Source organism: Kitasatospora sp. NPDC048540, from assembly GCF_040651175.1.
GTDB lineage: Bacteria > Actinomycetota > Actinomycetes > Streptomycetales > Streptomycetaceae > Kitasatospora.
The window spans coordinates 1-25,952 of record NZ_JBEZIR010000097.1 but is presented as its reverse complement, the minus strand read 5'-3'; the positions used below and the strand labels follow the sequence as shown (position 1 = coordinate 25,952).

Below are 25,952 nucleotides of genomic sequence, written 5' to 3'. Positions count from 1 at the left end.
CGCGGGCTCAGGCCGAGGCGAGCCACAGGTCGGGGCCGAACACCTCGTACCGGATGGCGGCGGCGGGGACCCCGCGGCGCAGCAGTTCGGTGCGGGCCGCGCGCATGAACGGCAGCGGGCCGCACAGGTAGGCGGTGAGCCCGTCGGGCAGGTCGAGCCCGGCCAGGTCGACCTGCCCGCTGTGCCCGGCGCCCGGGCCGGTGCCCGGCTCCTGGTACCAGCGGTGCAGTTCGGCGGCGGGCAACGCGGCGATGCGGTCGGCGAGTTCGGCGGCGTGGGCGTGGTCGGCGGGGGAGCGGTCGCCGTGCACGGCGATCACCCGGCGGGTGGAGCCGGTCCGGGCCAGGTGGTCGAGCATGCCGGCCATCGGCGTCACACCGATCCCGGCCGAGGCGAGCAGCAGCGGGCCGTCGCCGTCCTCCAGGGTGAGGTCGCCGAACGGGCGGGAGACCGTGACCTTGTCCCCGGTCCGCAGGTGGGCGTGGAGCCAGCCGGAGACCTCGCCGTCGGGCCCGGCCGCCGCCGGGCCGTGGACCCGCTTCACGGTGATCCGCCAGGTGCCGGGGCCGGGGGCGGCGGAGAGGCTGTACTGGCGGATCTGGCGGGCGCCGTCCGGCAGGACGACCGCCACGCCGAGGTACTGACCGGGCCGGAAGCCGGTGGCGGCGCTCTCGGTGGGCCGCAGTGTGAAGGAGACGGAGTCCCGGGACTCCTGCCGCCGGTCAAGCACCTCGGCCTGCTGCCAGACCTCGCCCTCGGCGACGCCGGCCTCCTGGTAGAGCCGGCCCTCCAGGGCGATCAGCTCGCCCGCCATCAGCCAGTAGACCTCGTCCCAGGCGGCGGCGACCTCCGGGGTGACGGCCTCGCCGAGCACCTCGGCGATGGCGGCGAACAGGTAGGTGTGGACGACCCGGTACTGGTCGCGGGTGATGCCGAGTGAGGCGTGCCGGTGGGCGATCCGGGCCAGCAGCGGACCGGTGGCCGGTTCGGACTGCTGCACCAGCAGGGTGGCGTACCCGGCGATGGCGCCGGCCAGGGCCTGCTGCTGGGTGCCGGCGGCCTGGTTGCCCCGGTTGAACAGGTCGCGCTCCAGCTCGGGGTGGTCGGCGAACATCCGGGCGTAGAAGAGGCGGGTGATCTCGCCGATGGCGGCGCCCACGGCGGGCAGGGTGGCGCGGACGGTCGCGGTCGACTCGGGGGAGAGCACGGGTTCCTCCTGGGCGTGGCCGGTCGGGGTGGTCCTGCGGCGGTGCCGCCCGCTCAATATAAATGACGTTCATCCTTTTAAATCGCGCAGGGGTGTCCGGAGGGTGCCCGGAGGGGCCCGGCCGCGGCGCGGTGCGGCGCTTGCGGCAAGGCGCGCAAGGGCGAGTGCAAGGGTGGGCGCAAGGGCGGGCGCGGGGGAGGGTGGCGCCGGGCGGGCGCAAAAGGGATGAAAGCGGTCCAAGGTGGCTACCTTGTGGCAACGCGGAGGACACGCGGGCGTAACGATCGCCAGATCTTGCAGAAACTTGCTGCAAGGACTTTCCGACGCGATTGCATCGCTGTTACGTTCCTGCCCAAGCCCGACGGCCGCAACGGCGCAGTCGGCTGGGACAGCCATTATGCGCGGTCCTCCTCCCTCTCGGGCACCCCCACCTCATTAGGAGTTCTCATGCGGCGTGGCATCGCGGCCTCCGCTCTCGTTGCGGCCCTTGCGGTAACGCTTGCAGCCTGTGGCAGCAGCGGCACCAGCGCGGACGGCAAGTCCTCCGGGCCGGTCACCATCACCTACTGGGACACCTCCAACGCCACCAACGAGGCTCCGAACTACCAGGAGCTGGTCAAGAAGTTCGAGGCCGCCAACCCGAACATCAAGGTCAACTTCGAGAACGTCCCGTTCGACCAGGCGCAGAACAAGCTGCAGACCGCGATGGGCGCCAAGGGCGCGCCGGACGTCTTCCGCTCCGAGGTCGGCTGGACCTCCGCCTTCGCCAAGGCCGGCTTCCTGGAGCCGCTGGACGGCACCCCCGCGCTCGCCGACGCCGCCGCCTTCCAGCCCAGCCTGGTCCAGCAGGCCAAGTTCGACGGCAAGACCTACGGCGCCCCGCTGGTCACCGACACCCTCGGCCTGCTGTACAACAAGGCGCTGTTCGAGAAGGCCGGCCTCACCAAGGCCCCCGCCACCTGGGACGAGCTGAAGGCCGACGCCGCGCTGCTCAAGGACAAGGCCGGCGTCGACGGCTTCTTCATGCGCGCCGGTGACGGCTACTACGCGATGCCGCTGCTGTTCGGCGAGGGCACCGACATGGTGGACGCCAAGAACAAGAAGATCACCGTGGCCTCGCCGGAGGCCGCCAAGGCCGTCGAGATCTACAAGTCGCTGTTCACCGCGCCCGGCACCGTCAAGGCCGACGTGACCACCGACTCGTACGCGCACATGATGGACGCCTTCAACACCGGCAAGGTCGCGATGATCATCCAGGGTCCCTGGGAGGTCACCAACATCTTCAAGGGCTCCGCCTTCGCCGACCAGAAGAACCTCGGCATCGCCCCCGTCCCGGCCGGCTCCACCGGCAAGGCCGGCGCCCCGACCGGCGGCCACAACGTCTCGGTCTACGCGGGTTCCGACGACGCCCACAAGGCCGCCGCCGAGAAGCTGGCCGGCTACCTCACCTCGGCCGAGAGCCAGACCTTCCTCGCGCTGAAGAACTCCACCCTGCCGACCCGCGCCGACGCCTACACGGCCGAGGTCAAGGCCAACCCGGGCATCGCGGGCTTCCAGGCGGTCCTCTCCTCCGCCCAGCCGCGCCCCGAACTGCCCGAGTACTCCTCGCTGTTCGGCTCCTTCGGGACCAACCTCGGCAAGATCGTCCAGGACCAGGCGGCCACCCAGGCCGGCCTCGACACCGTCGCCGTCGACTACGCGAAGCTGCTCCCCGGCTTCTCCAAGTAACGCCACCGGCCGCCCGGCCCGCACCCCCACGCGGACCGGGCGGCCCCGGCCGTCGGCCCGCCGGGCCGCGCAGGTCCCGAACCGCACCAGCAGTCGCAGTCGCCGAAGCGAGGCGGCGGAACTCCCGAAGAGGTGTCAACCATGGCAGTCGCCGTGCAGGGCGCGCCCAGCAAGGGCAGCCGAGAGCGCGAACCGCGCCCCGGTCTCGGACAGCGCATCAGGCTCTCGTACCAGAAGTACTGGTACGCGTACGTGATGATCGCGCCGGTCGTGATCGTGCTCGGCGTCCTGGTCGGCTACCCGCTGGCGCGCGGCGTGTACCTGACCCTCACCAACGCCACCAGCCTCAACGTCGGCCGCCAGATCGGGGTCCGGCACATCCCGGACAGCTACGAGTTCGTCGGCCTGCACAACTACGCCGACGTGCTCTGGGGCCCCGGCTCCTACGACCGGTTCTGGTCGCACTTCGTCTGGACCATCGTCTGGACGGTGGTGTGCGTCGCCCTGCACTACTCCATCGGCCTCGGCCTCGCCCTGCTGATGAACCGCAACCTGCGCGGACGCGCCGTCTACCGGATGCTGCTGATCCTGCCGTGGGCCGTCCCGACCTTCGTCACCGTCTTCTCCTGGCGCCTGATGCTCGCCGACGGCGGCATCGTCAACAGCGCCCTCGGCTTCCTGCACCTGCCGGAGCCCTCCTGGCTGAGCGACCCGCTCGCCGCGAAGGCCGCCGCGATCATCGTCAACACCTGGTGCGGCGTGCCGTTCATGATGGTCTCGCTGCTCGGCGGGCTCCAGTCGATCCCGAGCGAGCTGTACGAGGCTGCCGAGATGGACGGCGCGACCCCCTGGCAGCGGTTCCGCCACGTCACGCTGCCCGGCCTGCGGGCGGTGAGCAGCACCGTGGTCCTGCTCGGCGTGATCTGGACCTTCAACCAGTTCGCCGTCATCTACCTGCTGCTCGGCAACGGCGCCCCGGACGCGCAGATCCTGGTCACCTGGGCCTACCGGCTGGGCTTCGGCCAGCAGCCCCGGGCCTACGCGGAGTCCGCCACCTACGGTGTGCTGCTGCTCTCCATCCTGGTCGTCTTCACCAGCTTCTACCGCCGCTGGCTGGCCCGCAACGAGCAGGCCAACGGATGACCCCGGCCCGAGTCGCACCCCCCACCCACCCGAAGGAGGCCGCCGAGATGAGCGCCGTCACCGAACTCCCGACCGCCGCCCGGCCCGCCGCGAGCCGCGCCGTCGCGCAGTCCCGCGGCCGCGGCCGGCGCTCGGCCTCCGTGCTGTCGCACGCGCTGCTGGTGGTCGCCGCCCTGATCGCCGTCTTCCCGGTGCTGTGGATCGCCTTCATCTCCCTGGGCCCGGACAAGACCGACTACCTGCACCCCGGCCACATCTTCGGGCGCACCAGCTTCGCCAACTACAGCTTCGTGCTCCAGCACACCGACTTCCTCAGCTGGTTCGGCAACTCGGTGCTGGTGGCCGGCGGCACCACCGTCTTCGGCGTCCTGGTGGCGGCCACCACGGGTTACGCGGTCTCCCGGATGCGCTTCCCGGGCCACCGCCACCTGATGTGGACCCTGCTGCTCACCCAGATGTTCCCGATCGCGGTGGTGATCGTGCCGATCTACACGATCCTCGCCAACCTGAACCTGCTGGACAGCTACTTCGGCCTGATCCTGACGTACGCGGGCACCACCGTGCCGTACTGCGGCTGGCTGCTCAAGGGCTACTTCGACACCATCCCGGTGGAGATCGACGAGGCCGGCCGGGTCGACGGGCTCAGCCCGTTCGGCACCTTCTGGCGGCTGATCATCCCGCTGGCCAGGCCCGGCCTGGCCGTGGCGGCCTTCTACTCCTTCCTCACCGCCTGGGCCGAGGTGCCGTTCGCCTCGACCTTCCTGCTCAGCTCGGACAAGTACACGCTGGCGGTGGGCCTGCAGACCTACATCAGCGAGCACGACGCGCAGTGGCACCTGATGGCCGCCACCTCGGTGCTGATCGCGCTGCCCGCCGCCCTGGTCTTCTACCTGGTGCAGCGCCACCTGGTCACCGGCCTGACCGCCGGTGCCGCGAAGTCCTGACGACGCCCCACCCACGCTCCGCCATCTGCCTGCTACCGCGCGACGGCCGCCACCGCACCGGCGGCCGGAACGCCACCTACGTCCTGTGAGGGATGACAGTCCATGACCCAGAACCTGGCCGACACCTCCCGGCCCGCCGCCGCTGTGATCGCTGCGAACGCCGGTGCCTCCAGAGGCTGGTGGCGGGACGCGGTCATCTACCAGGTGTACCCGCGCAGCTTCGCCGACGGCAACGGGGACGGCATGGGCGACCTGCCCGGCATCCGCAGCCGTCTGCCGTACCTGCGCGACCTCGGGGTGGACGCGGTCTGGCTGTCCCCGTTCTACGCCTCGCCGCAGGCCGACGCCGGCTACGACGTGGCCGACTACCGCGCGGTCGACCCGATGTTCGGCACCCTGCTGGACGCCGACGGCCTGATCCGCGACGCCCACGCGCTGGGCCTGCGGATCATCGTCGACCTGGTGCCCAACCACTCCTCCGACCAGCACGAGTGGTTCCAGCGCGCCCTGCGCGAGGGCCCCGGCTCCCCGCTGCGCGAGCGCTACCACTTCCGCCCCGGCAAGGGCACCGAGGGCGAACTGCCGCCCAACGACTGGGAGTCCATCTTCGGCGGCCCGGCCTGGACCCGGACCGAGAACCCCGACGGCACCCCGGGCGACTGGTACCTGCACCTGTTCGCCCCCGAGCAGCCCGACTTCAACTGGGACAGCCCGGCCGTCGCCGACGAGTTCCGCTCGATCCTGCGGTTCTGGCTGGACATGGGCGTCGACGGCTTCCGGATCGACGTCGCGCACGGCATGGTCAAGGCCCCCGGCCTGCCCGACCTCGGCTCGCACGACCAGCTCAAGCTGCTCGGCAACGACGTGATGCCGTTCTTCGACCAGGACGGCGTGCACGAGATCTACCGCAGCTGGCGGCTGATCCTCGACGAGTACCCGGGCGAGCGGATCGGCGTCGCCGAGGCCTGGACCCCGACCGTGCAGCGCACCGCCAACTACGTCCGCCCCGACGAGCTGCACCAGGCCTTCAACTTCCAGTACCTGGGCACCCACTGGGACGCCGACGCGCTGCGCGAGGTGGTCGACGTGTCGCTGGACGCGATGCGCCCGGTCGGCGCCCCCGCCACCTGGGTGCTCTCCAACCACGACGTCACCCGGCACGCCACCCGCTTCGCCAACCCGCCCGGCGGCACCCAGATCCGCACCCCCGGCGACCGCGCACTCGGCCTGCGCCGGGCCCGCGCCGCCACCCTGCTGATGCTCGCGCTGCCCGGCTCCGCCTACCTCTACCAGGGCGAGGAGCTCGGCCTCCCGGACGTCACCGACCTGCCGGACGAGGTCCGCCAGGACCCGTCGTTCTTCCGCCAGGCCGGCCAGGACGGCTACCGCGACGGCTGCCGGGTGCCGATCCCGTGGTCCGGCACCGAGGCCCCGTACGGCTTCGGGCCCACCCCGGGCGGCCCGAGCTGGCTGCCGCAGCCGGCCACCTGGGCCGGGCTGAGCGTCGAGGTCCAGACCGGCGACCCGACCTCCACCCTGGAGCTGTACCGCTCCGCGCTGGCCGTCCGCCGGGAGCACCCCGCGCTCGGGGCCGGCACCGAGGTCACGTGGCTGGACGCGCCCGAGGGCGTGCTGGCCTTCCGCCGCGACAGCGCCGACGGCTCCTTCGTCTGCACCGTCAACACCACCGGCGAGCCGGTCCGGACGGCCGCCCCGGGCCGGGTCCTGCTCGCCTCGGCGGAGCTCACCGTGGTGGACGGCGAGACCGTTCTGCCCGCGGACTGTGCCATTTGGTGGGCGGCCTGACGTGGTTGCAATAGGCTCTGGGATCGTGACTACGGCGCGACTCTCAGACATCGCGGCACAGGCGGGCGTCAGCGAGGCGACCGTCAGCCGGGTGCTCAACGGCAAGGCGGGCGTCTCCGCGACGACCCGGCAGACGGTCCTGGCCGCGCTCGACGTGCTCGGCTACGAGCGCCCGACCCGGCTGCGCCAGCGCAGCGCCGGCCTGATCGGCCTGATCACGCCGGAGTTGAGCAATCCGATCTTCCCGGCGCTGGCCCAGGTGATCGAGCAGGTGCTCAGCCGGCACGGCTTCACCCCGGTGCTGTGCACCCAGACGCCGGGCGGCGCCACCGAGGACGAGCTGGTGGAGATGCTGGTCGAGCGCGGTGTCGCCGGTATCGTCTTCGTCTCCGGGCTGCACGCCGACACCAGTGCCGACCACGACCGGTACGCCCGGCTCACCGGCCGCCAGGTGCCGTTCGTGCTGATCAACGGCTACAGCGAGCGGATCGACGCGCCGTTCATCTCGCCGGACGACCGGACCGCGATGTGGATGGCCGTCCAGCACCTGGTCGGGCTCGGCCACGAGCGGATCGGCCTGGCCATCGGCCCGCGCCGGTACGTCCCGGTGCTGCGCAAGATCGAGGGGTTCACCGCGGCCGTCGGGGAGCTGCTCGGCAGCACCCCCGAGCAGGTCCAGGAGCTGATCCAGCACACGCTGTTCAGCGTGGAGGGCGGTGACGCGGCCGCCGGGGCGCTGCTCGACAAGGGCTGCACCGCGATCGTCTGTGGCAGCGACATGATGGCGCTGGGCGCGATCCGGGCGGTCCGCCGGCGGGGTCTGGCGGTGCCGCAGGACATCTCGGTGGTCGGGTTCGACGACTCACCGCTGATCGCCTTCACCGAGCCGCCGCTGACCACCATCCGCCAGCCGGTCGAGGCGATGGCCACCGCCGCCGTCGACGCCCTGCTGGAGGAGGTCGGGGGCAACGCGACCCAGCGGGTCGAGTTCATGTTCCAGCCCGAGCTGGTGATGCGCGGCTCCACCGGCGCGGCGGCGGGCGGCCGGTAGGCCTGCCGGTCCGGCTCCGGCCCGTACGAGGCCTAGCGCGGCGGGGAGTTGGGCCCGGAGGCCGGGCTCCCCGCGGCGCTCTCGGTCAGCGCCAGGACGGCCATGTCGTCGTCGCGCGGCCCGCCGGTCCACCGGTCGACGTCCCGGATCAGCGTGTCGATCACCCGGCCCGGACCGTCGAACGGACCCCGGCCGGCCAGCCGCTGGGCGGGGTCGTAGAACCGTCCGGCCGCGTCCCGCGCCTCGGTCACCCCGTCGGTCACCAGCAGCAGGGTGTCCCCGGCGGCGAACGGCCACTCCTCGACCGCGGGCCGTCCGACCCCGAGCCCGCCCATCCCCAGCGGCAGCCCCGGCTCGCGGGCGTCGAGCCGCCGCACCCGGCGGCCGTCGGCGGACAGCAGGTACGGCCCGGGGTGCCCGCAGTTCAGCAGCCGCAGCCCGTCGTGCCCGGGTGTGAACTCCACCAGCAGCGCGGTGATGAAGCCCTCCATCCGTAGTTCCTCGGCCGCCTCGGCGGCCTCCCGGCTCAGCGAGTGCTCCAGGCCGTCGGCGACCGCGCCGAGGTCGGGCAGGCCGTCGGCGTGCTCCCGGAACGCGCCGAGCAGCACCGAGACGGCGGCCACCGCCGGCAGCCCCTTGCCCCGGACGTCCGCGATCAGCGCCCGCACCCCGAACGGGGTCCGCTGCAGCGCGTAGGCGTCACCGCCGATCAGCGCGTCGGTGTGGGCGGCGCGGTAGCGGGCGGCCACCTCCAGCCGGCCGACCCGGGCCGGCGGTGCGGGCAGTACCGCGCGCTGGGCGGTCTCCGCCACCGAGCGGACCGCCTGCAGCCGGCGCCCGTGCCGGGCCACCACCCGGTTGACCCAGATCCCGATCAGGGCGGCGAACGCGGTGTTGGCCAGCTCCAGGTAGCCGGCGGTGGTGCCGACCGAACCGTCCAGCACGGTCAGCACCAGGATCCCGACCAGGACGGCCGCGCCGACCGCGATGGTGTCGCGCAGCGACAGCAGCGCCCCGGCGAGCACCGAGGCCGCCGCCACCATCGGGTCGCCCCAGTAGTCGGCGGGGGAGAGCGAGTCCCAGACCAGGCCCGCGACCACCAGCGCCCACGGGGCCGCCCGCACGTAGCGGGGCCACTGCGTGGAAGTCGACGCCATGGGCGATCACGATCCCCCGTCCGGTGGGCCATCTGCCCCGACTCTAGCCGCCGGGGGCCCCGCCCACCCGGTGGCAACACACCGGCCCGGGGACGGTCCGGTGCGGCCCCGGTCCGGGCCGGGGCCGGGTACGGCGAACGGCCCGGAGACGGGAGGTCTCCGGGCCGTCACGCACGTCTTCGGGGGTGAGGGCGTCGGGTCCGGCTCCTCAGCCCTCCTCGGCGACCGGCCTGCGGGGGTCCAACCGCTGCTGGTCGGCCGCGTCGCCGGTCCGCGCCTCGGTGCGCCGGGTGCGGTCGAGGTAGTCACGGACGATCAGCTCGACCGCGTCCTGCGGATTCCTCGTGCCGGACTGGAGCATCACCTCGATCGCGAGATCGGCGTCGAGGGTGATGGTGACCTTGGCCATGGCGGGCGCTCCTGGAGGTGGACCCGCCGTAGCCCAGGCCGCGGCCCCCGGAACCGGAAGGGTCTCCGAGGGCGGCGGCCCGGTGGATCCTGGATCAGATCCGGCCGGCGAAGTCCGGCGCGTAGTCGGCGATGGTCTCGACCCGGACACCCGCACGCGGGTTGGCGGCCTCGACGTACTTGCCGTCACCCACGTACAGGGCGACGTGGTAGACGCCCGAGTTGCTGCCGTTGTTGGACCAGAACAGCAGGTCTCCCGGCTGCAGGGAGTCCAGCGACACCCGGGTGGTGGTGTCCGCCTGGTCGGCGGCGACGCGCGGCAGCGAGACGCCGGCCTGGCGGTACGCGGCCTGGGTCAGGCCGGAGCAGTCCCAGCCGCCGTCGCTGCTGCCGCCGTAGACGTAGGCCTGGCCGACCTTGGACAGCGCGAAGTTGATCGCGGCGGCCTTGGAGCCGGTCGCCTGGGTGGCGGCGGCGGGCTTGGCGGCGGTGGCGGCGGCCGGGGCGGCGGTGGCCGGCTTCGGGGCGGCGGCCGGGGCGGCCGGCGCGGCGGTGGCGGTGTCGTCGCCCAGGCTCAGGTGCTGGCCCGGGTAGATGACGTCGGCGCCCTCGGTGAGGACCGACTTGTTCAGCTCGTAGAGCTTCTCCCAGCCGCCCTGGACGTGGTTCTGCTCGGCGATCTGGGACAGCCAGTCACCGGCCCGGACGGTGTAGTCGTGGGCGCCCTGGTGGCCGTTCCACTGCTTGCCGTCCCACTGCTTGCCCGCCCACTGGTGGGTGTCCTGCTGGGGGGCGGCCTGCTGCGCGGCCGGCTTCGGCGCGGCGGCGGGCTTGGGGGCGGCGGCCGGGGCGGCCGGCTTGGCGGCGGTGGCGGCCGGGGTGCTCGCGGCGGCACCGGTGTTGATCTGCGGGGCCTCGCCGCCCTTGGTCAGACCGGCCTGGACCGAGCAGACCGGCCAGGCGCCGGGGCCCTGGGAGGCGAGCACCTTCTCGGCGACGGCGATCTGCTGGTCCTTGCTGGCCAGGTCGGCGCGGGCGGCGTACGAGGTACCGCCGAAGGCGGCCCAGGTGCTGGAGGTGAACTGCAGACCGCCGTAGAAGCCGTTGCCGGTGTTGATGCTCCAGTTGCCGGAGGACTCGCACTGGGCGACCTTGTCCCAGGTGGCGACGGAGGCGGCGGAGGCCGAACCGGCGGTCAGGCAGGGGATGGTGAGACCGATGCCGACCACACCGGTGGTGGCGATGATGCGACGGGCACGCTTGGAGGCGCTGATGGGCAGCATGAAGACGCGTTCCTCTCCCACGCCTACGAGGTGAGCTGTCGGATTCGGGCTGGAGTTGCCCGGCCGTGCTGAGCACGGCTTCACCCCAAGCCCGGTCCCGGTACTGGCGTACCGCTTCCGGGCGACCTACCTGGTTCCCCCGCTCCTGCCGCGGTGCGTTTTCGGCACTGCCAGCGCACCCGGCGGCAGGACTCGGCGTTCCGGGTGGCTGGGTCCGTGTGACCACGAACGTGGGAGGACATTAGGCAGAGATAAGTTGAAACCGCAAATATGTGTGAGCGTCGTCACATCTCCCGCGCACGGCCTTCATGATCGATAAACCTCGCCCGGACCGTTCATGTTCGCTCGCTTTCGCGCAAAAGCCTTTAACGGATGGGGACTTGCCTATGCTGCAGTCGACAGGGCCGGACCTGCGGCCCGGGGGAGGGACGACCGACCGTGGAGCCAGAGCAGAGACCGCCGCAGCCGCCGGGCGAGGGCGGGGAGCAGCCGGCCCCCGCCCGCCGGCCCCACTCGCACCGGGGCGCGCCCGAGCGGCCCGCCGGGAGCAGCCGCCGTGCGCTGCTGATCTGGGGGGCCGTCGGCATCGTCGCCGCGGTCGCGGGCGAGGAGGCGGTCCGGCAGAGTCCGGTCGGCGCCCGCCGCCCCGGCCCCGGCCGGACCGCCGCCCCGCCCACCGCGAGCGGGCACCAGCACGGCACCCCGTCGCCCGCGGCCTCCGTGGCGCCGCCCTCCGAGCAGCCGCCGCCGACCGTCGCCGAGGGCGGCCGCCGCTGGTCCGACCCGGCCGGCTGGGGCGGCAGCGTCCCGGGACCGAAGAGCGCGGTGCGGATCACCGACCAGGTGCTGCTGGACACCGACGCCGCCGTCGGGTCCCTGGTGATCGAGCCGGCCGGCTCGCTGGTCTTCGCCAAGGACAAGAACCTCACGCTCAGCTCGGCCGGCAACATCGAGGTCCGCGGCACCCTGAGCGCGTCCCCCACCGACGCGGTGGTGCACATGGTCAGGTTCCCCGGGGTGGACGAGCGCCGCTTCCAGGGCGGCGGCATGACCGTCGTCGACACCGACACCGGCCTGTGGGTGACCGGCGCCGGCTACCTGCGCCTGGACGGCGCCGCCCGGACCGCCTGGGTCCGGGCCGCCGGCGCGCTCAAGGCCGGCGACACCAGCATCACCCTCGCGGCCGCCCCCGCCGGCTGGCAGGTGGGCGACGAACTGGCCGTCACCCCGACCGCCGCCCCCGACAGCGGTGACGACTTCTCCGCCCAGTACGACCTGCGCACGGTCCGTCAGGTCAAGGGCGCCACGGTCGTCCTTGACGGCCCGTTGACGTACGCCCACCCCCGGGTCGCGGTCGGCGCGGGCGTCACCGTCGGCGCCGAGGTCCTCAATCTGACCCGCAACGTCCGCGTCGAGGGCACCGAACAGGGCCGGGCCCACATCCACCTCACCAGTTCCCGTCGCGCGGACGTCCGGCACGCCGCGCTGCGCTGGCTCGGCCCGCGCACCAACGGCAAGGAGCAGTGGAACGGAAAGCCCGTCACCGACCCGGTGCTCGGCCGGTACGGGCTGCACTTCCACATGCTCGCCGACGCGTCCCGGGGGACCGTGGTGCAGGGTGTGGTGGTCCGCGACGCGGGCAACCACGCCTTCGTCCCGCACATGAGCCACGGCGTCACCTTCCGCAGCTGCATCAGCCACAACACCTGGGAGGACGCCTACTGGTGGGACGGCCCGCAGGACACCCGCACCCCGCAGGGCCCCTCCGACGACATCGTCTACGACTCCTGCGTCGCCTCCCGGACGGTCTTCGAGCCCAACCCGCGCGGCTACCGGCTGACCGGTTTCAGCCTCGGCGCCGGCAGCGGCAGCAAGGCGACCGGCTGCGTGGCGGTCGGCGTCCAGGGCGCCACCGGCGCCTCCGGCTACGAGTGGCCGGAGACCAGCGAGGGGGTGTGGACCTTCGAACGCTGCCTGGCGCACAACAACCTGGAGAACGGCATCTTCGTCTGGCTCAACGCCCAGCACCACCACACCGTCGGACAGTTCGTCGCGTACCACAACGGCGGCTGGGGCATCGAGCACGGCGCCTACCTGAACGACTTCGACTACACCTCGAGCGTGCTCTACGGCAACGCGGCCGGCGGCATCGCCGTGCACGCGCTCGGCCGGGACAAGGGCACCGTCTTCGACGGCTTGCTGATCGACGCGGCCGGGCAGTCCGACTACGCGGTCTCCACCCTCAAGCACCAGCTGGCCGGCGTGCCGGTGACGATCAGCCGCTGCCGGATGACCGGCTACCGCAAGGCCGGGGTCGCCTTCCGGGCCACCACCGACGGGCAGCCGGACGACATCCAGGTGCTGGACTGCTCGTTCAGCGGCAACGAGGTGTGGCTCGACCCCGAGTCGCCGACCCCCAAGCGGATCGTGCTGCGCAAGGCCGGGGACGCCCAGGCGGTCGAGCTGAACAAGTCCCAGGGCGTCGCCGCGGCCCCGGCGTGGAACGCCTCGACCACCCCGGCCGACGTCCCGGACGGCCCGCGCCAGCCCGTCACCCCGTCCGTCCGGCTCGCCGACGCGGCGGTGCCGACCGCCCGGGTGACCTGACTCCCGCCACCGCCGACGCACCCGGCCTCGGCCCCCAGGTGGGGGCCGAGGCCGGGTGGTGTCGCGGGTCGCGCGGGACTCAGCCCTCCGGCTGCTCCTCGGCGTACTCCTCGTCGAGCGGCGCCGGGGCGGGCAGCTGCGCGAGGTAGCTGCCGGCGATCAGCTGACCGACGGTCGGGTAGGCGCCCAGCGGGGCGGCGCTCGGGCAGCCGGTCTCCTCGGCTGCGGCGGCCAGCAGCTCCGGGTCGGCCTCCGGGCCGATCACCAGCGGGGCGAGCGCGGGACGCTGCGAACCGGTGGCCCGCAGGTGGTCGACGGCCGCGGCCACCGAACCCGGGACGTCCAGCGCGGCGGCGACGACCGGCACGGCGAGCCGGGCGGCCAGCAGCACACCGGTGATCCCGGCGGCCGTGGCGGCCTCCTCGCCACCGGTCACGGTCAGTACGATGCCGTCGGCCGCCGTGGTGATGGCGAACAGCCGGGCGCGGTCGGCGCGGGCCAGCCCGGCCTCGGAGAGGCGGACGTGCACGGCCTCGGCCAGCAGCGGGTGCGGGCCGAGCGCGTCGGTGACGGTGGAGCCGAACTCGGCGGCCACCTTGTGCAGCTCCTGCAGCCCGAGGTGCGGACCGGTCAGCAGCGGGACCACGACCGGCGCGGGGTACCCGGCGTTGGTGGCCTCGGCCAGCAGCGAGCTGACCGTGACGGCGCCCTCGGTGCCCTCGCTGACGTCCAGGTAGGCGGCCGCGGCCTCGATGCCCGGCTGCTCGCCGCGCACGATGGAGAGCAGCTCGTCCACCACGGAGCGGGACTCGGGGCCGGCCGTGACGGGTACGGCGAGCACCATGGCCGGGGAGCCGACCGGGATCTCGGGGCGCTCAGGACGACGGTGGCGCCCCCGCGCACGGGAGCCGGGCGTACGGACGGGCAGTGGCGCGCCCGGGATCGCTGCTGTGCTCATGGCGGAGATCGTAGGACATTCGCCCGCCCCTACTGCAGCCGGATCCCAGGAACCGGGCAAACCGTCCTGGACAAGAGGGATGTTGTCGGGCAAAGCGGTCACCTTTCCGGGGTGGTTACCCAGTTGCCGGGCCCTTCGATCGTGACGCGGCTCACACTTGGCCGACGTAACTGCCCGTGAGGTGCCCGGCGTCTCTTGAAGATCGACACCGTGCTTGCCGAGGTGTACGGACGGTCATCGGATCGCCGGGTATTCGTGGCGGTATGCCCGCTTACGTACCGTCAGGCGGCCCGGGGCATCCGCGTCGAGGGGCTGTCGGTCGCGTGCATTCGCACGGGCGCTATCCCGTGCCGATGCACGTGCAAGCCGAGCTATCATCACGTCAGGTGAGGAGATCGCCGTCGATCGGGGAGATTTCAATGCGTGAGGCTTTCAACGGCATGGCGGCTGCGGACCTCGACGGTGTGGTCTGGCAGAAGAGTCGGCACAGTAACTCCCAGGGGAACTGTGTGGAGTTCGCGGCGCTGCCCGGCGGAGACGTCGCGATGCGGAACTCGCGCTTTCCCGACGGCCCCGCGCTGGTGTACACCCGGGCCGAGATCGAGGCGATGCTGCTCGGGGTCAAGGACGGGGAGTTCGACCACCTCGGCGCGGGGGCGAACTGACGTCCGGTGGGACGTCGGGGCGGGTTTCGGGCCGTCGTGGGCACCGGTTGCCACGGCGGCCTTTGGTTTTGCCGGCGGCCGCCGGCCCGCGGGGGGCGTGGGGTCCGGGGGGTGGCCCGGACGGGCGGGGCGGGTGGCGGGGGCGCCCGGGCGCCGCACCCGCCGGGTGCGCAGTGCGTGCAGTAAGTACTGTGCGGCGGAGGCAGACTGACCGCGCGTCAGCGCCGTGTCAGCGCCCGGTGTCAGAGTGACGCGTCGGCGCCGAGCGGCGGGGCGCTGCCGGTCAGGCGGAACGGCGGTGCCGTCCGGCGGCCGGAGCCTCCGGTGCCGCCTCGAACAGCGCCCAGACCACCTTGCCCGCGCCCGCCAGCGGGTGCCAGCCCCAGGAACGGCTGAACGAGTCCACCAGGTGCAGCCCCCGGCCGGACTCCGCCACGAAGTCGGCCTCCCGGGCCACCGGCCCGCTGCTGCTGGGGTCGCTCACCGCGCAGACCACCTGCGGTGAACGGTGCACCAGGCTTATTCGGATCGGCAGGGTGGCGTCGGCCGCCTGCCGCGGTCCCGGCTGCGCGGGCAGCCGGGCGGGCTCGGCCGCGCCGAGCGCGTGCCGCAGCGCATTGGTTACCAACTCCGAGGCGACCAGGGAGACATCGTCGAAGAGCTCCCCGAGACCCCAGCCGAGCAGGGTGGATCTGGCGAACTCGCGAGCGGTTCTCACGGCTTCGAAACGGGGAGCGAGGGTACAGCTGACCACGTGGGGGTCGGTCGCCAAGGCCGTTCCGGTGCTCATGAAGAGCTCCTCCCATAAGGGGGCCGACACGGCTGGACCCGCCGGGGTCATGCCGGTCACCTCCGACTCGCTCGGCCGCGCGGCCGCTACGCCCGACGACCACTCGCGCGCACGCGAATCCGGCTGCGCGACGGGCGCTGCCGGGTACGGCGTGCGGATCGCGCATGTGGTCGAGGCGGAGCCCGCGGGATTGCCAGGGGTGTGCAGGTGCACGTGCACCATGGTCCTCTGCGCTCACTGCAGATGCAAGAGTCGATTCACGTGCAGTCGCAGGATTGGCATATGCAAGCGCCGGATGCACGTGCAAGATGGTAGGTGTGATGCAGAACTGGTAGATCGTTGCACCAGTACCGGCACCGAGAGCGCTCAACTGATGGCAGACTGTGCGCTGTTTGCCCAAGGTGGAGGTTTCGACCGCATGACCACAGTTCAGCCCGGTGGTGGTTCGATGGTGCGCCGGATCCTCCTCGGCTCCCAGCTCCGCCGCCTGCGCGAAGGACGCGCCATCACCCGTGAGGACGCCGGCTACGCGATCAGGGCCTCCGAGTCCAAGATCAGCCGGATGGAACTCGGCCGGGTCTCCTTCAAGGAGCGTGACGTCGCCGACCTGCTCAGCCTTTACGGCGTCAACGACGGCGTCGAGCGCGAGGCGCTGCTCGGCCTGGTCCGCGAGGCCAACAAGTCCGGCTGGTGGCACAGTTTCACCGACGTCCTGCCGAACTGGTTCCAGACCTACATCGGTCTGGAGGAGGCGGCCGCCCTGATCCGCACCTACGAGGTGCAGTTCATCCCCGGCCTGCTCCAGTGCGAGGAGTACGCCCGCGCGATCTTCGGCCAGAGCCGCCCCGCGCTCGCCGAGGAGGAGGTCGACCGCCGGGTCAGCCTGCGGATGCGCCGCCAGAGCCTGCTGACCGAGAACCAGGGCCCCAAGCTGTGGGCGGTCATCGACGAGGCGGCGCTGCGCCGCCCGGTCGGCGGCCCCAAGGTGATGCGGGCCCAGGTCCAGCACCTGATCGACATGTCGGAGCACAACAACGTCGTGGTGCAGGTGATGCCGTTCCGGTTCGGCGCGCACGCCGGCGAGAGCGGCGCCTTCTCCATCCTGCGCTTCCCCGAGCAGGACCTGGCCGACGTGGTCTACCTGGAGCAGCTCACCAGCGCGCTCTACCTGGACAAGCGGGACGACGTGGACGCCTACATCCAGGTGATGGAACGGCTGTGCGTCGACAGCCTGACCCCGGGCCAGACCGTCGACCTGCTCGCCACCATCCTCAAGGACCGCTGAGGCACCCGCCGCGCCGCCCGGCCGCCCGGTGCGGCCGGGCCGCTCAGCCGCGCACCGACGGCTGCGGCCGGGCGGGCGCCCGCGGCTGCGGCGGCACCCCCAGCTCCCAGGCCAGCCCGTACCGGGCGAACAGGTCCGCCCGGATCGGGGCCAGCGGCACCGGCGCGCCTGGCAGCAGGACCCCGATGCAGGCGCCCATCAGCGCACTGCGCAGCACCGCGTGCTCGGCCACCGGGTCGGGCGCGCCCCAGTCCCTGAGCAACTCCCGCAGGATGGCGCCGAGTTGCTGCTGCTCGGGGTCCTGTACGAAGCTGCCGGCGTCCGGCTCCAGGATCAGTGCGAGGTGCGAACGCATCACCAGCGGATGCTCCAGCGCGAGCTCAAGCACGGTGTCGATCCCCCGGGCCAGCCGGGCGTCCGGGGAGGCGTCGGACGGCAGGTCGCCGAGCGCGGCGGCCAGCCCCAGGTGCATCATCCGGTGGGTGGCGGCCTGCATCAGCAGCCGTTTGCCGTCGAAGTAGTAGGAGACCAGACCGCGGGCGAGCCCGGCCCGCTCGGCGATGTCGCCCAGCGTGGTCCGGCCGTATCCGTGCTGGTCGACCAGCTCGACGGTGGCGCGCAGGATGCGGTGGCGGGAGCGTCGGCGCATGGCCTCATTGACCGATTCCCCCCGAGGTGCCATCGTGTCAGCTCCGTACGTTCATTGGCTCCCGGCCAATATATCTGGCCGGGTCGACCGCCGCGCCGGGATCCGGGCCTCGGGTACGCCGGGCCGCGCGGTGGAACGCCCAGGTGCCGGCTCCACCAACACGGGGGTTTGGTGGAGCCGGCACCTGGGCGGCATCCGGTGGTGCGCCGCGACGGGTGGCCGCGGGTTCAGCGCTCGGACAGCACCTCGGTCCGGGTGGCGTCCCGTCCGGCCGGCTCGCCGCCGTCGGTGAGTGGCCCGTAGCGGTAGTCCGGCACCGGGGTGGCCGCCACGGCCGCCGCCGCGGCCCGCCGGTCGAGCGCGGCGCCGACCAGGGTCACCAGCAGACCGGCCGCCGCGATCCCGGTGACGAGCAGCAGCGCCGGCCGGTAGCCGTCCAGCTGGGCCTGCGGGCTCTCGCCGCCGCCGCTGCCCGCGGTGATCACGGCGGTGGTGATCGCCAGCACGATCGCACTGCCCACCTGGAAGGCGGTGTTCACCAGGCCCGAGGCGAGCCCCTGCTCCTCGTCCGCGACCCCGCTGGTGGCGCTGATGTTGACGGAGGGGAAGGCCAGGGCGAAGCCGATGCCCAGCAGCACCATGCTCGGCAGGACCAGGCTGGCGAAGCCGCTGTGCTCACCCAGCTGCAGGAAGTACGCGTAGCCGGCGGTCAGCGCCAGCACGCCGATCGGCAGCAGCTTCCCGGTGCCGAAGCGGTCGATGATCGCGCCCATCCGGGTCGCGGACAGCGCGACCAGCGCCCCGGCGGGCAGCAGGCCGAACGCCATCTCCAGCGCGGACCAGCCGAGCAGCCGCTGCAGGTAGAGGGTGGCGATGAACTGGAAGCCCGCGTACGAGCCGAAGATGGTGAACGCGGTGAGGTTGGCCCGGGCGACACCGCCGTTGCGGAAGATGCCGAGCCGCACCAGCGGGTGCGCGGTGCGCGACTCGATCACCAGGAAGGCGGCGCCGAGGGCGGCCACCACGGCCAGCGAGCCGAGGGTGCGCACGCTCGCCCAGCCGGCGCTCTGCGCCTCGGTGAGGGTGAACACCAGGAGCAGCAGGGCCCCGGTCCCGGTGACGGCGCCCGCCACGTCGTACCCGGCGCGGCCGCGCTCGGGGGCGGCCTGGCGGGGGAGCAGCCGGGTCGCGAAGACCAGCGCGAGCAGGGCGACCGGCACCGGCATCAGGAAGGTCCAGCGCCAGCCGGCCGAGGTGAGCAGGCCGCTGAGCACCAGGCCGAGCGAGAAGCCGCTGGCGCCGCAGGTGGTGTAGATGGAGAGCGCGCGATTGCGGGCCGGCCCCTCGGCGAAGGTGGTGGTGATGATGGACAGTCCGGCCGGGGCGGTGAAGGCCGCGCTGACGCCCTTGAGGAAGCGGGCCGCGATCAGCAGGCCGCCGTCGTCCACCAGGCCGCCCAGCAGGGAGGCCGCGGCGAACACGGCGAGGGCGACCAGGAAGACCCGGCGGCGCCCGAGCAGGTCGGCGGCCCGGCCGCCGAGCAGCAGCAGTCCGCCGTAGCCGAGGACGTAACCGCTGACCACCCACTGCAGGGTGGAGGTGGAGAGGTGGAGGTCGGCGCCGATGGAGGGCAGGGCGACGCCCACCATGGAGACGTCGAGGGCGTCGAGGAACATGGCGGCGCACAGGACGATCAGGGCGCCCCAGAGGCGTGGACTCCAGCTGAGGTCGGTCGAGTTGGCGCCGGGAGCCGGCTGGGCTGTGGTCATGGCAGGAGACTACATGCACGTGCATTGAATGCAAACGCATTTAATGAGCCTGCAATAAGTGCCCGTGCAGTGATAACCTGGCGGGGTGACTGATCTCGACACCGCGTCCGACGCGGCCCACGTCGTCGAGTGGCGTGCACTGCTGGCGCGCCACGCGGCCGCCTCCTGCGCCCTCGACCGGGAGCTGGGGGAGCGCCACGGCCTCGGCATGAGCGAGTTCGAGGTCCTGGAACGGCTCTGGGAGGACGAGCACCGCGAGCGCGAGGCCGCCCTGCGGATCCAGGACCTGGCCTGCACCGTGCACCTCAGCCAGAGCGCGCTGTCCCGGCTGATCGGGCGTCTGGAGAAGGCCGGACTGGTCGAGCGCGCGATGTGCGAGATCGACCGCCGCGGCATCTACGTCCAGCTCACCGAGGCCGGCCGCACCCGCTACCGCGAGGCCCGCCCGCTCCACCGCGAGGTGCTCGCCCGCACGCTCACGGACGGCGCCCCGCGCCCCTGACGGCCGCCCGGCCCCGCCCGCCCGTGACCGGTGGCCGGAGAGCCGCGCGCCCGCCGAACGGCCGCGCCCGTGACCTCCCGCCCGTGACCGGTCGCCGACGGGTCAGAGCAGTGCGGACAGCCCCGGCCAGACGGCCAGCAGGACGGCCGCCGCAGGCGCCGCCAGCGCGGCCAGCGTGAGCCGCAGCCGGTGCACCGCACGCAGCCGGGGCTCACCGGCCAGCAGCCGGTCGACCCGGCGCGGCGACTGGGCGAGCTGCTGCGGCGGGCACGAACCGAACACCCCCCGGCCGGAGTTGAGCTCGACCAGGGCCAGTGCCGTGGTCAGCCGGCCGTGCCGGCGCGCCGCCCGGTCGTCGGCCGCCAGCTCGACCAACTCGCCGACCTGGTCCCGGAAGGCGCTGAACACCTCCACCCCGGGAAAGCCGTCGGCGAGCGCCTGCGCACACTGCGCGAGCCAGTGGTGCCGGGCCCGCACATGGCCGCGTTCATGGCTGAGCACCGCCGCCAACTCCCGCCCGCTCAGCTGCTGCAGGGCCCCGGTGGTGACCACCAGCCGGGCCTGGTGCCCCGGCAGCGACCAGGCCTCGGGCCGGACGTCCTCCAGGACCACCAACCGCTCCCTGGTCCGCTCGACCGGCCCGAGGCCCGGCGGCAGCTCGGGCGCCGAGCGGCTCAGCCGGTCGTGCTGATGGCCGCGCAGCGCGCGGGCGGCGCGGATCTCCCGGACCAGCGACACCGCCGTCCACAGCCCCCCGGCCGCCAGCAGCGCGGCCCACAGCCGCCCCCAGCCCGCCGCCCCCGCCAGCCCGTACGCCTCCTCGACCCCGCGCGGCGCGCCCGCGAACACCAGCGCACGCAGCTCCGGCAGCGCGGCCGAACAGGCCAGCAGCAGGCCGAGCACACAGCACAGCAGCACCGCGACCACCAGGCACTGCCACGCGCAGAGCGCCAGCACCGGTTCGCGCTCGACCCACCTGGCCCGGACCAGCCGTCCGGGCGCGACGGTGGCGAGCAGCACTCCGAGCAGCAACAGGCTGAGCAGGGCCGTCATGGCAGACGCTCCCCCCGGGGAGGACGGGCGCGCGAGATGCGCCCCTCCAACCTATGCGCCGGGCGCCCGCACCGGAGCCCGTCCGGCCCGGCAGTGACCAACACCACGTGGCGCCCGCACCGGCCGGCTGTCACATGGTCAGCAGCATCGCGAACATCCCGATGCCCATCGCCACCCGGCACGCCCGCCCCAGCCCGTCCCCGCCCGCCGCGGGCAGCGGCCCGGCCGGGGTGGAGAGCAGCCGGCTGCCGGCCCACAGCGAATAGGCGCCGAAGTACAGCAGCAGGGCGCCCGTGACCAATGGCAACCCCGGTACGGCGGCCGCCGCATAGTGTCCGCCGGAACCGTGCGGCCCGCCGGAGCCGCCCGGCATCGCCAGCGCCATGTACGCCATCGCGAGCGCCCCCACGCCGTGGTGCAGCCGGTGCGCCCGCGGCCCGGGGCCCAGCAGTCCGACGAGCGCCAGCAGCAGTGCCCCGGCCAGCGCGGCGAACAGCCAGCCCCAGAGCGGCCCTGGCAGGGCCACCATGCCCGCCATCCCCAGCGCCATCACCGCCTCCGCGGTGTCCGACTCCCGGTCGGGGTGCCGGCGCTCCGGTCCGGCGCAGCCGGCGCCCCGCAGCCGGAGCAGGCACAGACCCGCCGCCCCCATCGCCAGGGCGGCCACCAGCCAGCTGACGACGGTCGGACCGTGCATGGGTGCCCCCCTCGACCGGAGTGCAGACGGGTTCACGGTCCACCCTCCCCGATGGACGGCCGTCCCGGGCAGGGCGCGTACGGGGCGCACTGGTGCTCGCCCCCCGAAATGCCCGCCGCCTGTGCGAGGGTGGGCGATGATGGGACGACAGGGGGGATTCGAGTGGGAACAGCCGGTAACGACTGTTGGATTCTGTGGATCACCACCGCGGTGATGGTGCTCTCGGGCACGGCGCTGGCACTCAATGCGGGGGGTGTGGCGGAGAAGTGCTTCCGCCTCGCCGCGCGCTCCTGGCGTCCGCTCGGTGCCGCCACCCCGGGCACCCTCCGGCGGATCGGCGTGGGCTGGGCCTCCCTCGGCGCCGTCATGGTGCTGGCCGAGGTCGTCCGGGTCGGCACCTGAACCCCTCACGCCCCGGCCCACCGCACCGGCGTCGCCCAGTGTGTACCTGCCGCTGACCGCTGACCGCCGACCGCTCCGGCCGGCCCCGCCCGCCACCGGTGGCGCCGCCGCGGGGCGCGAGGCATGGTCGGCGTACGGCCTCCGCCGCCGCGCCCCGGTCCCCGTGCGCCGCCGGGTCCGCGGCCCGTTCGCTCTCCTGTCCGGCCGACCGTCCGGATCGTGGACAGTCACCCTGAGTGCCGGGTTTACTGCAGAACCCCCCTTGAACAGGAGAACCTTCTGTATCTATGGTGGTCATGCTCTAAAAACTCCTGTCGAAGTGAGTCTCCAATGCAGAATCTTTCGCCGAAGCTCGCGGTAGCGGGCGATGCTTCCGCCGGCCCGGCCGGCCACCCCGCCTGGCTGCGCCTCAAGGACGCTGTCGAGACGCTTCGACCGCTGCAGTCCAAGGACGGCTCGATCGACCTGGGCGCCGTCCAGCGCCACACCGTCGACCCGCTGGTCGAGGCGGTCACCACCGCCGTCGCCGAGCTCGCCCCGCTCTTCCCGCACGACGCCGCGTACCTCGCCGCCGTCCAGGCCGACCTCGGCAAGTGGGCCGACACCGGCTACCGGGAGCCCGACTTCCTCGACTCGCTGCTCGCCTTCCAGCCCGCCGACCAGCGCGTGGACGGCCTGGACCACCTTGTGGTCTTCCCGATGTACACCCAGAACGGCAACCCGAACCGCAACCTCGAGGCCGTCCTGCTGAAGGTCGTCTGGCCGGACTGGCTGGCCGAGCTGGAGCGCGAGCGCTTCGACAACCCGATGTTCGTGCCGATCACCTTCACCGACTTCACGGCCGGCTACGACACCAACTCCGCGGTGCTCTTCCCGGAGACCGTCGCGGTCCGCAAGGCCCCCGAACGCTTCACCTGGGGCGGCATCTTCTGCGACCGCGAGGCCGCCCGCTTCCGCGCGGTCACCACCAGCGCCGTCGACCTGCTCGGCCTGGAGATCCCCGCCGACGCCGCCGGCCTGCTGGAGGACCAGCACCGCGCCCAGCAGACCTTCGTCCTGTGGGACCTCGTGCACGACCGCACCCACAGCCACGGCGACCTGCCGTTCGACCCGTTCATGATCAAGCAGCGCAGCCCGTTCTGGATGTACGGCCTGGAGGAGCTGCGCTGCGACCTGACCGCCTTCAAGGAGGCCGTCAAGCTGCAGGCCGAGGGCTACCCCCAGGGCCGCGACGTGCAGTACGCCATCCTCTTCGACCGGATGTTCCGCTTCCCGGTCTCCGGCGACCGCGTCCGCAACTACGACGGCATGGGCGGCCAGCTGCTCTTCGCCTACCTGCACAAGAACGACGCGCTGCGCTGGCGCGACAACCGCCTGAGCATCGACTGGGACCGCGTCGCCGACGTCACCAACGCGCTCTGCGCCGAGATCGAGACCCTCTACCGCGACGGCATCGACCGGCCGAAGACCGCCCACTGGATCGCCGCGTACCAGCTGGTCTCCAAGTACCTCACCCCGCACCCCGCCTCCACCTGGGCGAAGGGTCCCGAGGCGCTCCCGCTGGACACCGTCGACGGCAAGGCCCTCAACAAGGCCCTGTGCGACGCCGTCCACCCGGACGAGTTCCCGCTCAGCATGTTCTACGAGGCCCTGTCCAAGAAGCTCAGCGGCGTCATCGCCGCCACCACCGGCATCACCGGTGCCGGCCTCGAGGGAGTCGCCGCGTGAACACCTCCCGCCTCGCAGGCAAGGTCATCGCCGTCGCCGGAGCCAGCGGCCCGGCCGGCCAGGCCACCCTCCGCCGCCTCGCGGCCGAGGGCGCGACCGTGATCGGCGCCGACATCGACCAGCGCCGCCTGGACAGCGCGATCGACGCCGTCCGCACCGCCGTCCCCGGCGCCGCCATCACCGGCCAGATCATCGACCTGCTCGACCCGCAGGAGGTCCACGACTGGGCCGACCACCTGGAGGCCGAGCACGGCCACGTCGACGGCCTGTTCCACCTGGTCGGCGGCTGGCGGGGCAGCAAGTCCTTCTTCGAGAGCCGCATAGACGACTGGGACTTCCTGCACGACACCGTGGTGCGCACCCTCCAGCACACCTCGCTCGCCTTCCAGCCCGCCCTGCTGCGCAGCGAGTCCGGCCGGTTCGCGATGATCGGCGCCGCGGCCGCGCACAAGCCCACCGCCGGCGGCGCCGCGTACGCCGCGGCCAAGGCCGCCACCGAGGCCTGGACCCTCGCGATGGCGAACTCCTTCGTGAAGGAGACCACCAGCGGGGACGGCGAGCCCACCGCCGCGGCTGCGATCCTGGTGATCAAGGCCCTGGTCTCCCCGGAGATGCGGGCCGAGAAGCCGGACGCCAAGTTCGCCGGCTTCACCGACACCGCCGACCTGGCCGAGCACCTGGCGGGCCTCTGGGACCGCCCCGCAGCAGAACTGAACGGACAGCACCTGTGGCTGACAGCCCGATGACCGAACCGCACACCGACGCCGTACGCCACCACGACCCCGAGGTCCGTGGCTTCGCCAGCGACAACTACGCGGGCGTGCACCCCGAGATCCTCGCCGCCTTCGCGGTGGCCAACGGCGGCCACCAGATCGCGTACGGCGAGGACCAGTACACCGAGCACCTCCAGCAGGTCTTCCGCAAGCACTTCGGCGAGCGCGCCGAGGCGTTCCCGGTGTTCAACGGCACCGGCGCCAACGTCGTCGCCCTCCAGGCCCTGCTCCCGCGCTGGGGCGCGGTGGTGGCGGCGGCGAGCGCCCACATCAACGTGGACGAGTGCGGAGCCCCCGAGAAGATCGCCGGGATCAAGATCCTCACCGTCCCCACCCCGGACGGCAAGCTCACCCCCGAGCTGATCGACCAGCAGGCCTGGGGCTGGGGCGACGAGCACCGCGCCCAGCCGCTCGCCGTCTCCATCGCCCAGTCGACCGAGCTAGGCACGGTCTACACCGCCGAGGAGATCAAGGCGATCTGCGAGCACGCCCACGAGCGGGGCATGCTGGTCCACCTCGACGGCTCGCGCCTGGCCAACGCCGCCGCGTCCCAGGGGCTGCCGCTGCGCGCCTTCACCACGGACGCCGGCGTCGACGTCCTCTCCTACGGCGGGACCAAGAACGGCCTGCTGTTCGGTGAGGCCGTGGTCGTGCTCAACCCCGAGCGCGTCCGGGACCTGAAGTACCTGCGCAAGATGTCGATGCAGCTCGCGTCGAAGATGCGGTTCGTCTCGGTCCAGTTCGAGGCCCTGCTGGCCGGCGACCTGTGGCTGCGCAACGCCGGCCACGCCAACGCGATGGCCCAGCGACTGGAGAAGGCCGTCCGCGGCATCGACGGCGTCACCGTGGTGCGCCCGGTCGAGTCCAACGCGGTCTTCGCGATCCTCCCGCGCGAGGTGAGCGAGCGCCTGCAGAAGCGCTACCGCTTCTACTTCTGGGACGAACAGACCGGTGAGGTCCGCTGGATGACCGCCTTCGACACGACCGAGGCCGACATCGACGCCTTCGTGGCGGCGCTGGTGGAGGAGCTCGGCCGCGCCTGAGCCCGGTTTGACCTCGGGCAGCCCGGAGCGTAATGTTCTCCGGGTTGCCCCGCCGCCGTTCGGTCCGTCCATGGATTCGAATTGAGAGCGGGAAAACGGCCCGAGAAACTCTGCTAGAGTTCGGGGGCGCCGAAAGGCCGAAACCAAGCGAAATCCGATCGAATGAAACTCCGGAAAACGGAGCGGAAAACATCTGATAAGCTTGGAATACGAAAGAACGAAGCGCCCGGAGGGCCCGCTGGAAGGCGGTCCGAAGGAAGTGTCCGTTCCTTGAGAACTCAACAGCGTGCCAAAAGTCAACGCC

The 25,952-nt window shown here is 72.7% G+C and carries 23 protein-coding genes and 1 riboswitch; of the genes, 13 read left to right on the top strand and 10 right to left on the bottom strand.

Features of this window, described 5'->3' with window-relative positions; genetic code table 11:
* Nucleotides 1-7: 7 nt before the first annotated feature.
* The gene (locus AB0D08_RS29610; protein WP_359893141.1) at nucleotides 8-1,207 is read right to left on the bottom strand and encodes a globin domain-containing protein; all 1,200 of its coding nucleotides are present in this window, start codon (nucleotides 1,205-1,207) and stop codon (nucleotides 8-10) included.
* A 447-nt stretch (nucleotides 1,208-1,654) separates the two neighbouring features.
* On the opposite strand from AB0D08_RS29610, the gene AB0D08_RS29605 reads away from it, so the two are divergent.
* From AB0D08_RS29605 to AB0D08_RS29585, 5 genes are all read left to right on the top strand, one after another.
* On the top strand, nucleotides 1,655-2,935 hold the full coding sequence (locus AB0D08_RS29605) for an extracellular solute-binding protein (protein WP_033823448.1): 1,281 nt from the start codon (nucleotides 1,655-1,657) through the stop codon (nucleotides 2,933-2,935).
* Nucleotides 2,936-3,076: 141 nt separating this feature from the next.
* Nucleotides 3,077-4,078, top strand: a complete 1,002-nt coding sequence (locus tag AB0D08_RS29600) for a sugar ABC transporter permease (protein WP_033823447.1) — start codon at nucleotides 3,077-3,079, stop codon at nucleotides 4,076-4,078.
* 47 nt (nucleotides 4,079-4,125) lie between these two features.
* Nucleotides 4,126-5,022 carry a carbohydrate ABC transporter permease gene (locus tag AB0D08_RS29595; protein WP_033823451.1) on the top strand — a complete coding sequence of 299 codons (897 nt, stop codon included), beginning with the start codon at nucleotides 4,126-4,128 and terminating at the stop codon, nucleotides 5,020-5,022.
* Between the two features lie 102 nt (nucleotides 5,023-5,124).
* Complete coding sequence (locus AB0D08_RS29590) at nucleotides 5,125-6,828, top strand: glycoside hydrolase family 13 protein (RefSeq protein WP_359893138.1); 1,704 nt, start codon at nucleotides 5,125-5,127, stop codon at nucleotides 6,826-6,828.
* A 25-nt stretch (nucleotides 6,829-6,853) separates the two neighbouring features.
* A complete protein-coding gene (locus tag AB0D08_RS29585; protein WP_359893136.1) occupies nucleotides 6,854-7,879 on the top strand; it encodes a LacI family DNA-binding transcriptional regulator in 1,026 nt (341 codons plus the stop codon).
* A 32-nt stretch (nucleotides 7,880-7,911) separates the two neighbouring features.
* On the opposite strand, the gene AB0D08_RS29580 is transcribed toward AB0D08_RS29585, so the two are convergent.
* From AB0D08_RS29580 to AB0D08_RS29570, 3 genes are all read right to left on the bottom strand, one after another.
* Complete coding sequence (locus tag AB0D08_RS29580) at nucleotides 7,912-9,036, bottom strand: PP2C family protein-serine/threonine phosphatase (protein ID WP_033823445.1); 1,125 nt, start codon at nucleotides 9,034-9,036, stop codon at nucleotides 7,912-7,914.
* Nucleotides 9,037-9,244: 208 nt separating this feature from the next.
* The gene (locus AB0D08_RS29575; protein WP_033823444.1) at nucleotides 9,245-9,445 is read right to left on the bottom strand and encodes a hypothetical protein; all 201 of its coding nucleotides are present in this window, start codon (nucleotides 9,443-9,445) and stop codon (nucleotides 9,245-9,247) included.
* A gap of 94 nt (nucleotides 9,446-9,539) precedes the next feature.
* A complete protein-coding gene (locus tag AB0D08_RS29570) occupies nucleotides 9,540-10,727 on the bottom strand; it encodes a transglycosylase family protein (protein ID WP_359893133.1) in 1,188 nt (395 codons plus the stop codon).
* A gap of 7 nt (nucleotides 10,728-10,734) precedes the next feature.
* A riboswitch (cyclic di-AMP (ydaO/yuaA leader) is annotated at nucleotides 10,735-10,904 on the bottom strand.
* Nucleotides 10,905-11,165: 261 nt separating this feature from the next.
* Here AB0D08_RS29570 and AB0D08_RS29565 point away from each other — a divergent pair.
* Complete coding sequence (locus tag AB0D08_RS29565) at nucleotides 11,166-13,334, top strand: G8 domain-containing protein (RefSeq protein WP_359893130.1); 2,169 nt, start codon at nucleotides 11,166-11,168, stop codon at nucleotides 13,332-13,334.
* Nucleotides 13,335-13,413: 79 nt separating this feature from the next.
* Here AB0D08_RS29565 and AB0D08_RS29560 read toward each other — a convergent pair whose 3' ends face one another.
* Nucleotides 13,414-14,292 carry a hypothetical protein gene (locus tag AB0D08_RS29560; RefSeq protein WP_082526657.1) on the bottom strand — a complete coding sequence of 293 codons (879 nt, stop codon included), beginning with the start codon at nucleotides 14,290-14,292 and terminating at the stop codon, nucleotides 13,414-13,416.
* A 419-nt stretch (nucleotides 14,293-14,711) separates the two neighbouring features.
* On the opposite strand from AB0D08_RS29560, the gene AB0D08_RS29555 reads away from it, so the two are divergent.
* Entirely contained in the window at nucleotides 14,712-14,957 is a 246-nt protein-coding gene (locus AB0D08_RS29555) for a DUF397 domain-containing protein (protein ID WP_033821379.1), read from the top strand.
* Between the two features lie 283 nt (nucleotides 14,958-15,240).
* Here the strand turns inward: AB0D08_RS29555 and AB0D08_RS29550 are convergent, their stop codons facing one another.
* Nucleotides 15,241-15,747, bottom strand: coding sequence for an ATP-binding protein (locus AB0D08_RS29550; protein WP_359893128.1), 507 nt, complete (start codon nucleotides 15,745-15,747; stop codon nucleotides 15,241-15,243).
* A gap of 418 nt (nucleotides 15,748-16,165) precedes the next feature.
* On the opposite strand from AB0D08_RS29550, the gene AB0D08_RS29545 reads away from it, so the two are divergent.
* A complete protein-coding gene (locus AB0D08_RS29545) occupies nucleotides 16,166-17,032 on the top strand; it encodes a helix-turn-helix transcriptional regulator (protein ID WP_359893125.1) in 867 nt (288 codons plus the stop codon).
* Nucleotides 17,033-17,075: 43 nt separating this feature from the next.
* Here the strand turns inward: AB0D08_RS29545 and AB0D08_RS29540 are convergent, their stop codons facing one another.
* Nucleotides 17,076-17,681: a TetR family transcriptional regulator gene (locus AB0D08_RS29540; protein ID WP_051813702.1), complete on the bottom strand. Its 606-nt coding sequence runs from the start codon at nucleotides 17,679-17,681 to the stop codon at nucleotides 17,076-17,078.
* Nucleotides 17,682-17,908: 227 nt separating this feature from the next.
* Nucleotides 17,909-19,450 (bottom strand): MFS transporter, encoded by a 1,542-nt coding sequence (locus AB0D08_RS29535; RefSeq protein WP_051813705.1) that lies wholly within the window; start codon nucleotides 19,448-19,450, stop codon nucleotides 17,909-17,911.
* 85 nt (nucleotides 19,451-19,535) lie between these two features.
* Here AB0D08_RS29535 and AB0D08_RS29530 point away from each other — a divergent pair, with 85 nt between their 5' ends.
* A complete protein-coding gene (locus tag AB0D08_RS29530) occupies nucleotides 19,536-19,952 on the top strand; it encodes a MarR family transcriptional regulator (RefSeq protein ID WP_033823390.1) in 417 nt (138 codons plus the stop codon).
* 102 nt (nucleotides 19,953-20,054) lie between these two features.
* Here the strand turns inward: AB0D08_RS29530 and AB0D08_RS29525 are convergent, their stop codons facing one another.
* Entirely contained in the window at nucleotides 20,055-21,005 is a 951-nt protein-coding gene (locus AB0D08_RS29525) for a M56 family metallopeptidase (protein WP_359893122.1), read from the bottom strand.
* 130 nt (nucleotides 21,006-21,135) lie between these two features.
* Nucleotides 21,136-21,702, bottom strand: coding sequence for a DUF5134 domain-containing protein (locus AB0D08_RS29520; RefSeq protein ID WP_359893119.1), 567 nt, complete (start codon nucleotides 21,700-21,702; stop codon nucleotides 21,136-21,138).
* A gap of 213 nt (nucleotides 21,703-21,915) precedes the next feature.
* On the opposite strand from AB0D08_RS29520, the gene AB0D08_RS29515 reads away from it, so the two are divergent.
* The 4 genes from AB0D08_RS29515 to AB0D08_RS29500 all read left to right on the top strand — a co-directional run bounded on the left by AB0D08_RS29515 (nucleotide 21,916) and on the right by AB0D08_RS29500 (nucleotide 25,648).
* Complete coding sequence (locus AB0D08_RS29515) at nucleotides 21,916-22,104, top strand: hypothetical protein (RefSeq protein WP_359893116.1); 189 nt, start codon at nucleotides 21,916-21,918, stop codon at nucleotides 22,102-22,104.
* Between the two features lie 330 nt (nucleotides 22,105-22,434).
* Nucleotides 22,435-23,832: a DUF6421 family protein gene (locus AB0D08_RS29510; RefSeq protein WP_033823394.1), complete on the top strand. Its 1,398-nt coding sequence runs from the start codon at nucleotides 22,435-22,437 to the stop codon at nucleotides 23,830-23,832.
* Nucleotides 23,829-24,578 carry an SDR family NAD(P)-dependent oxidoreductase gene (locus AB0D08_RS29505; RefSeq protein ID WP_033823395.1) on the top strand — a complete coding sequence of 250 codons (750 nt, stop codon included), beginning with the start codon at nucleotides 23,829-23,831 and terminating at the stop codon, nucleotides 24,576-24,578. Before AB0D08_RS29510 ends, AB0D08_RS29505 begins: the two co-directional genes overlap by 4 nt.
* Nucleotides 24,575-25,648, top strand: coding sequence for a low specificity L-threonine aldolase (locus AB0D08_RS29500; RefSeq protein ID WP_033823397.1), 1,074 nt, complete (start codon nucleotides 24,575-24,577; stop codon nucleotides 25,646-25,648). The genes AB0D08_RS29505 and AB0D08_RS29500 overlap by 4 nt, the downstream gene beginning before the upstream one ends.
* Nucleotides 25,649-25,952 lie beyond the last annotated feature (304 nt).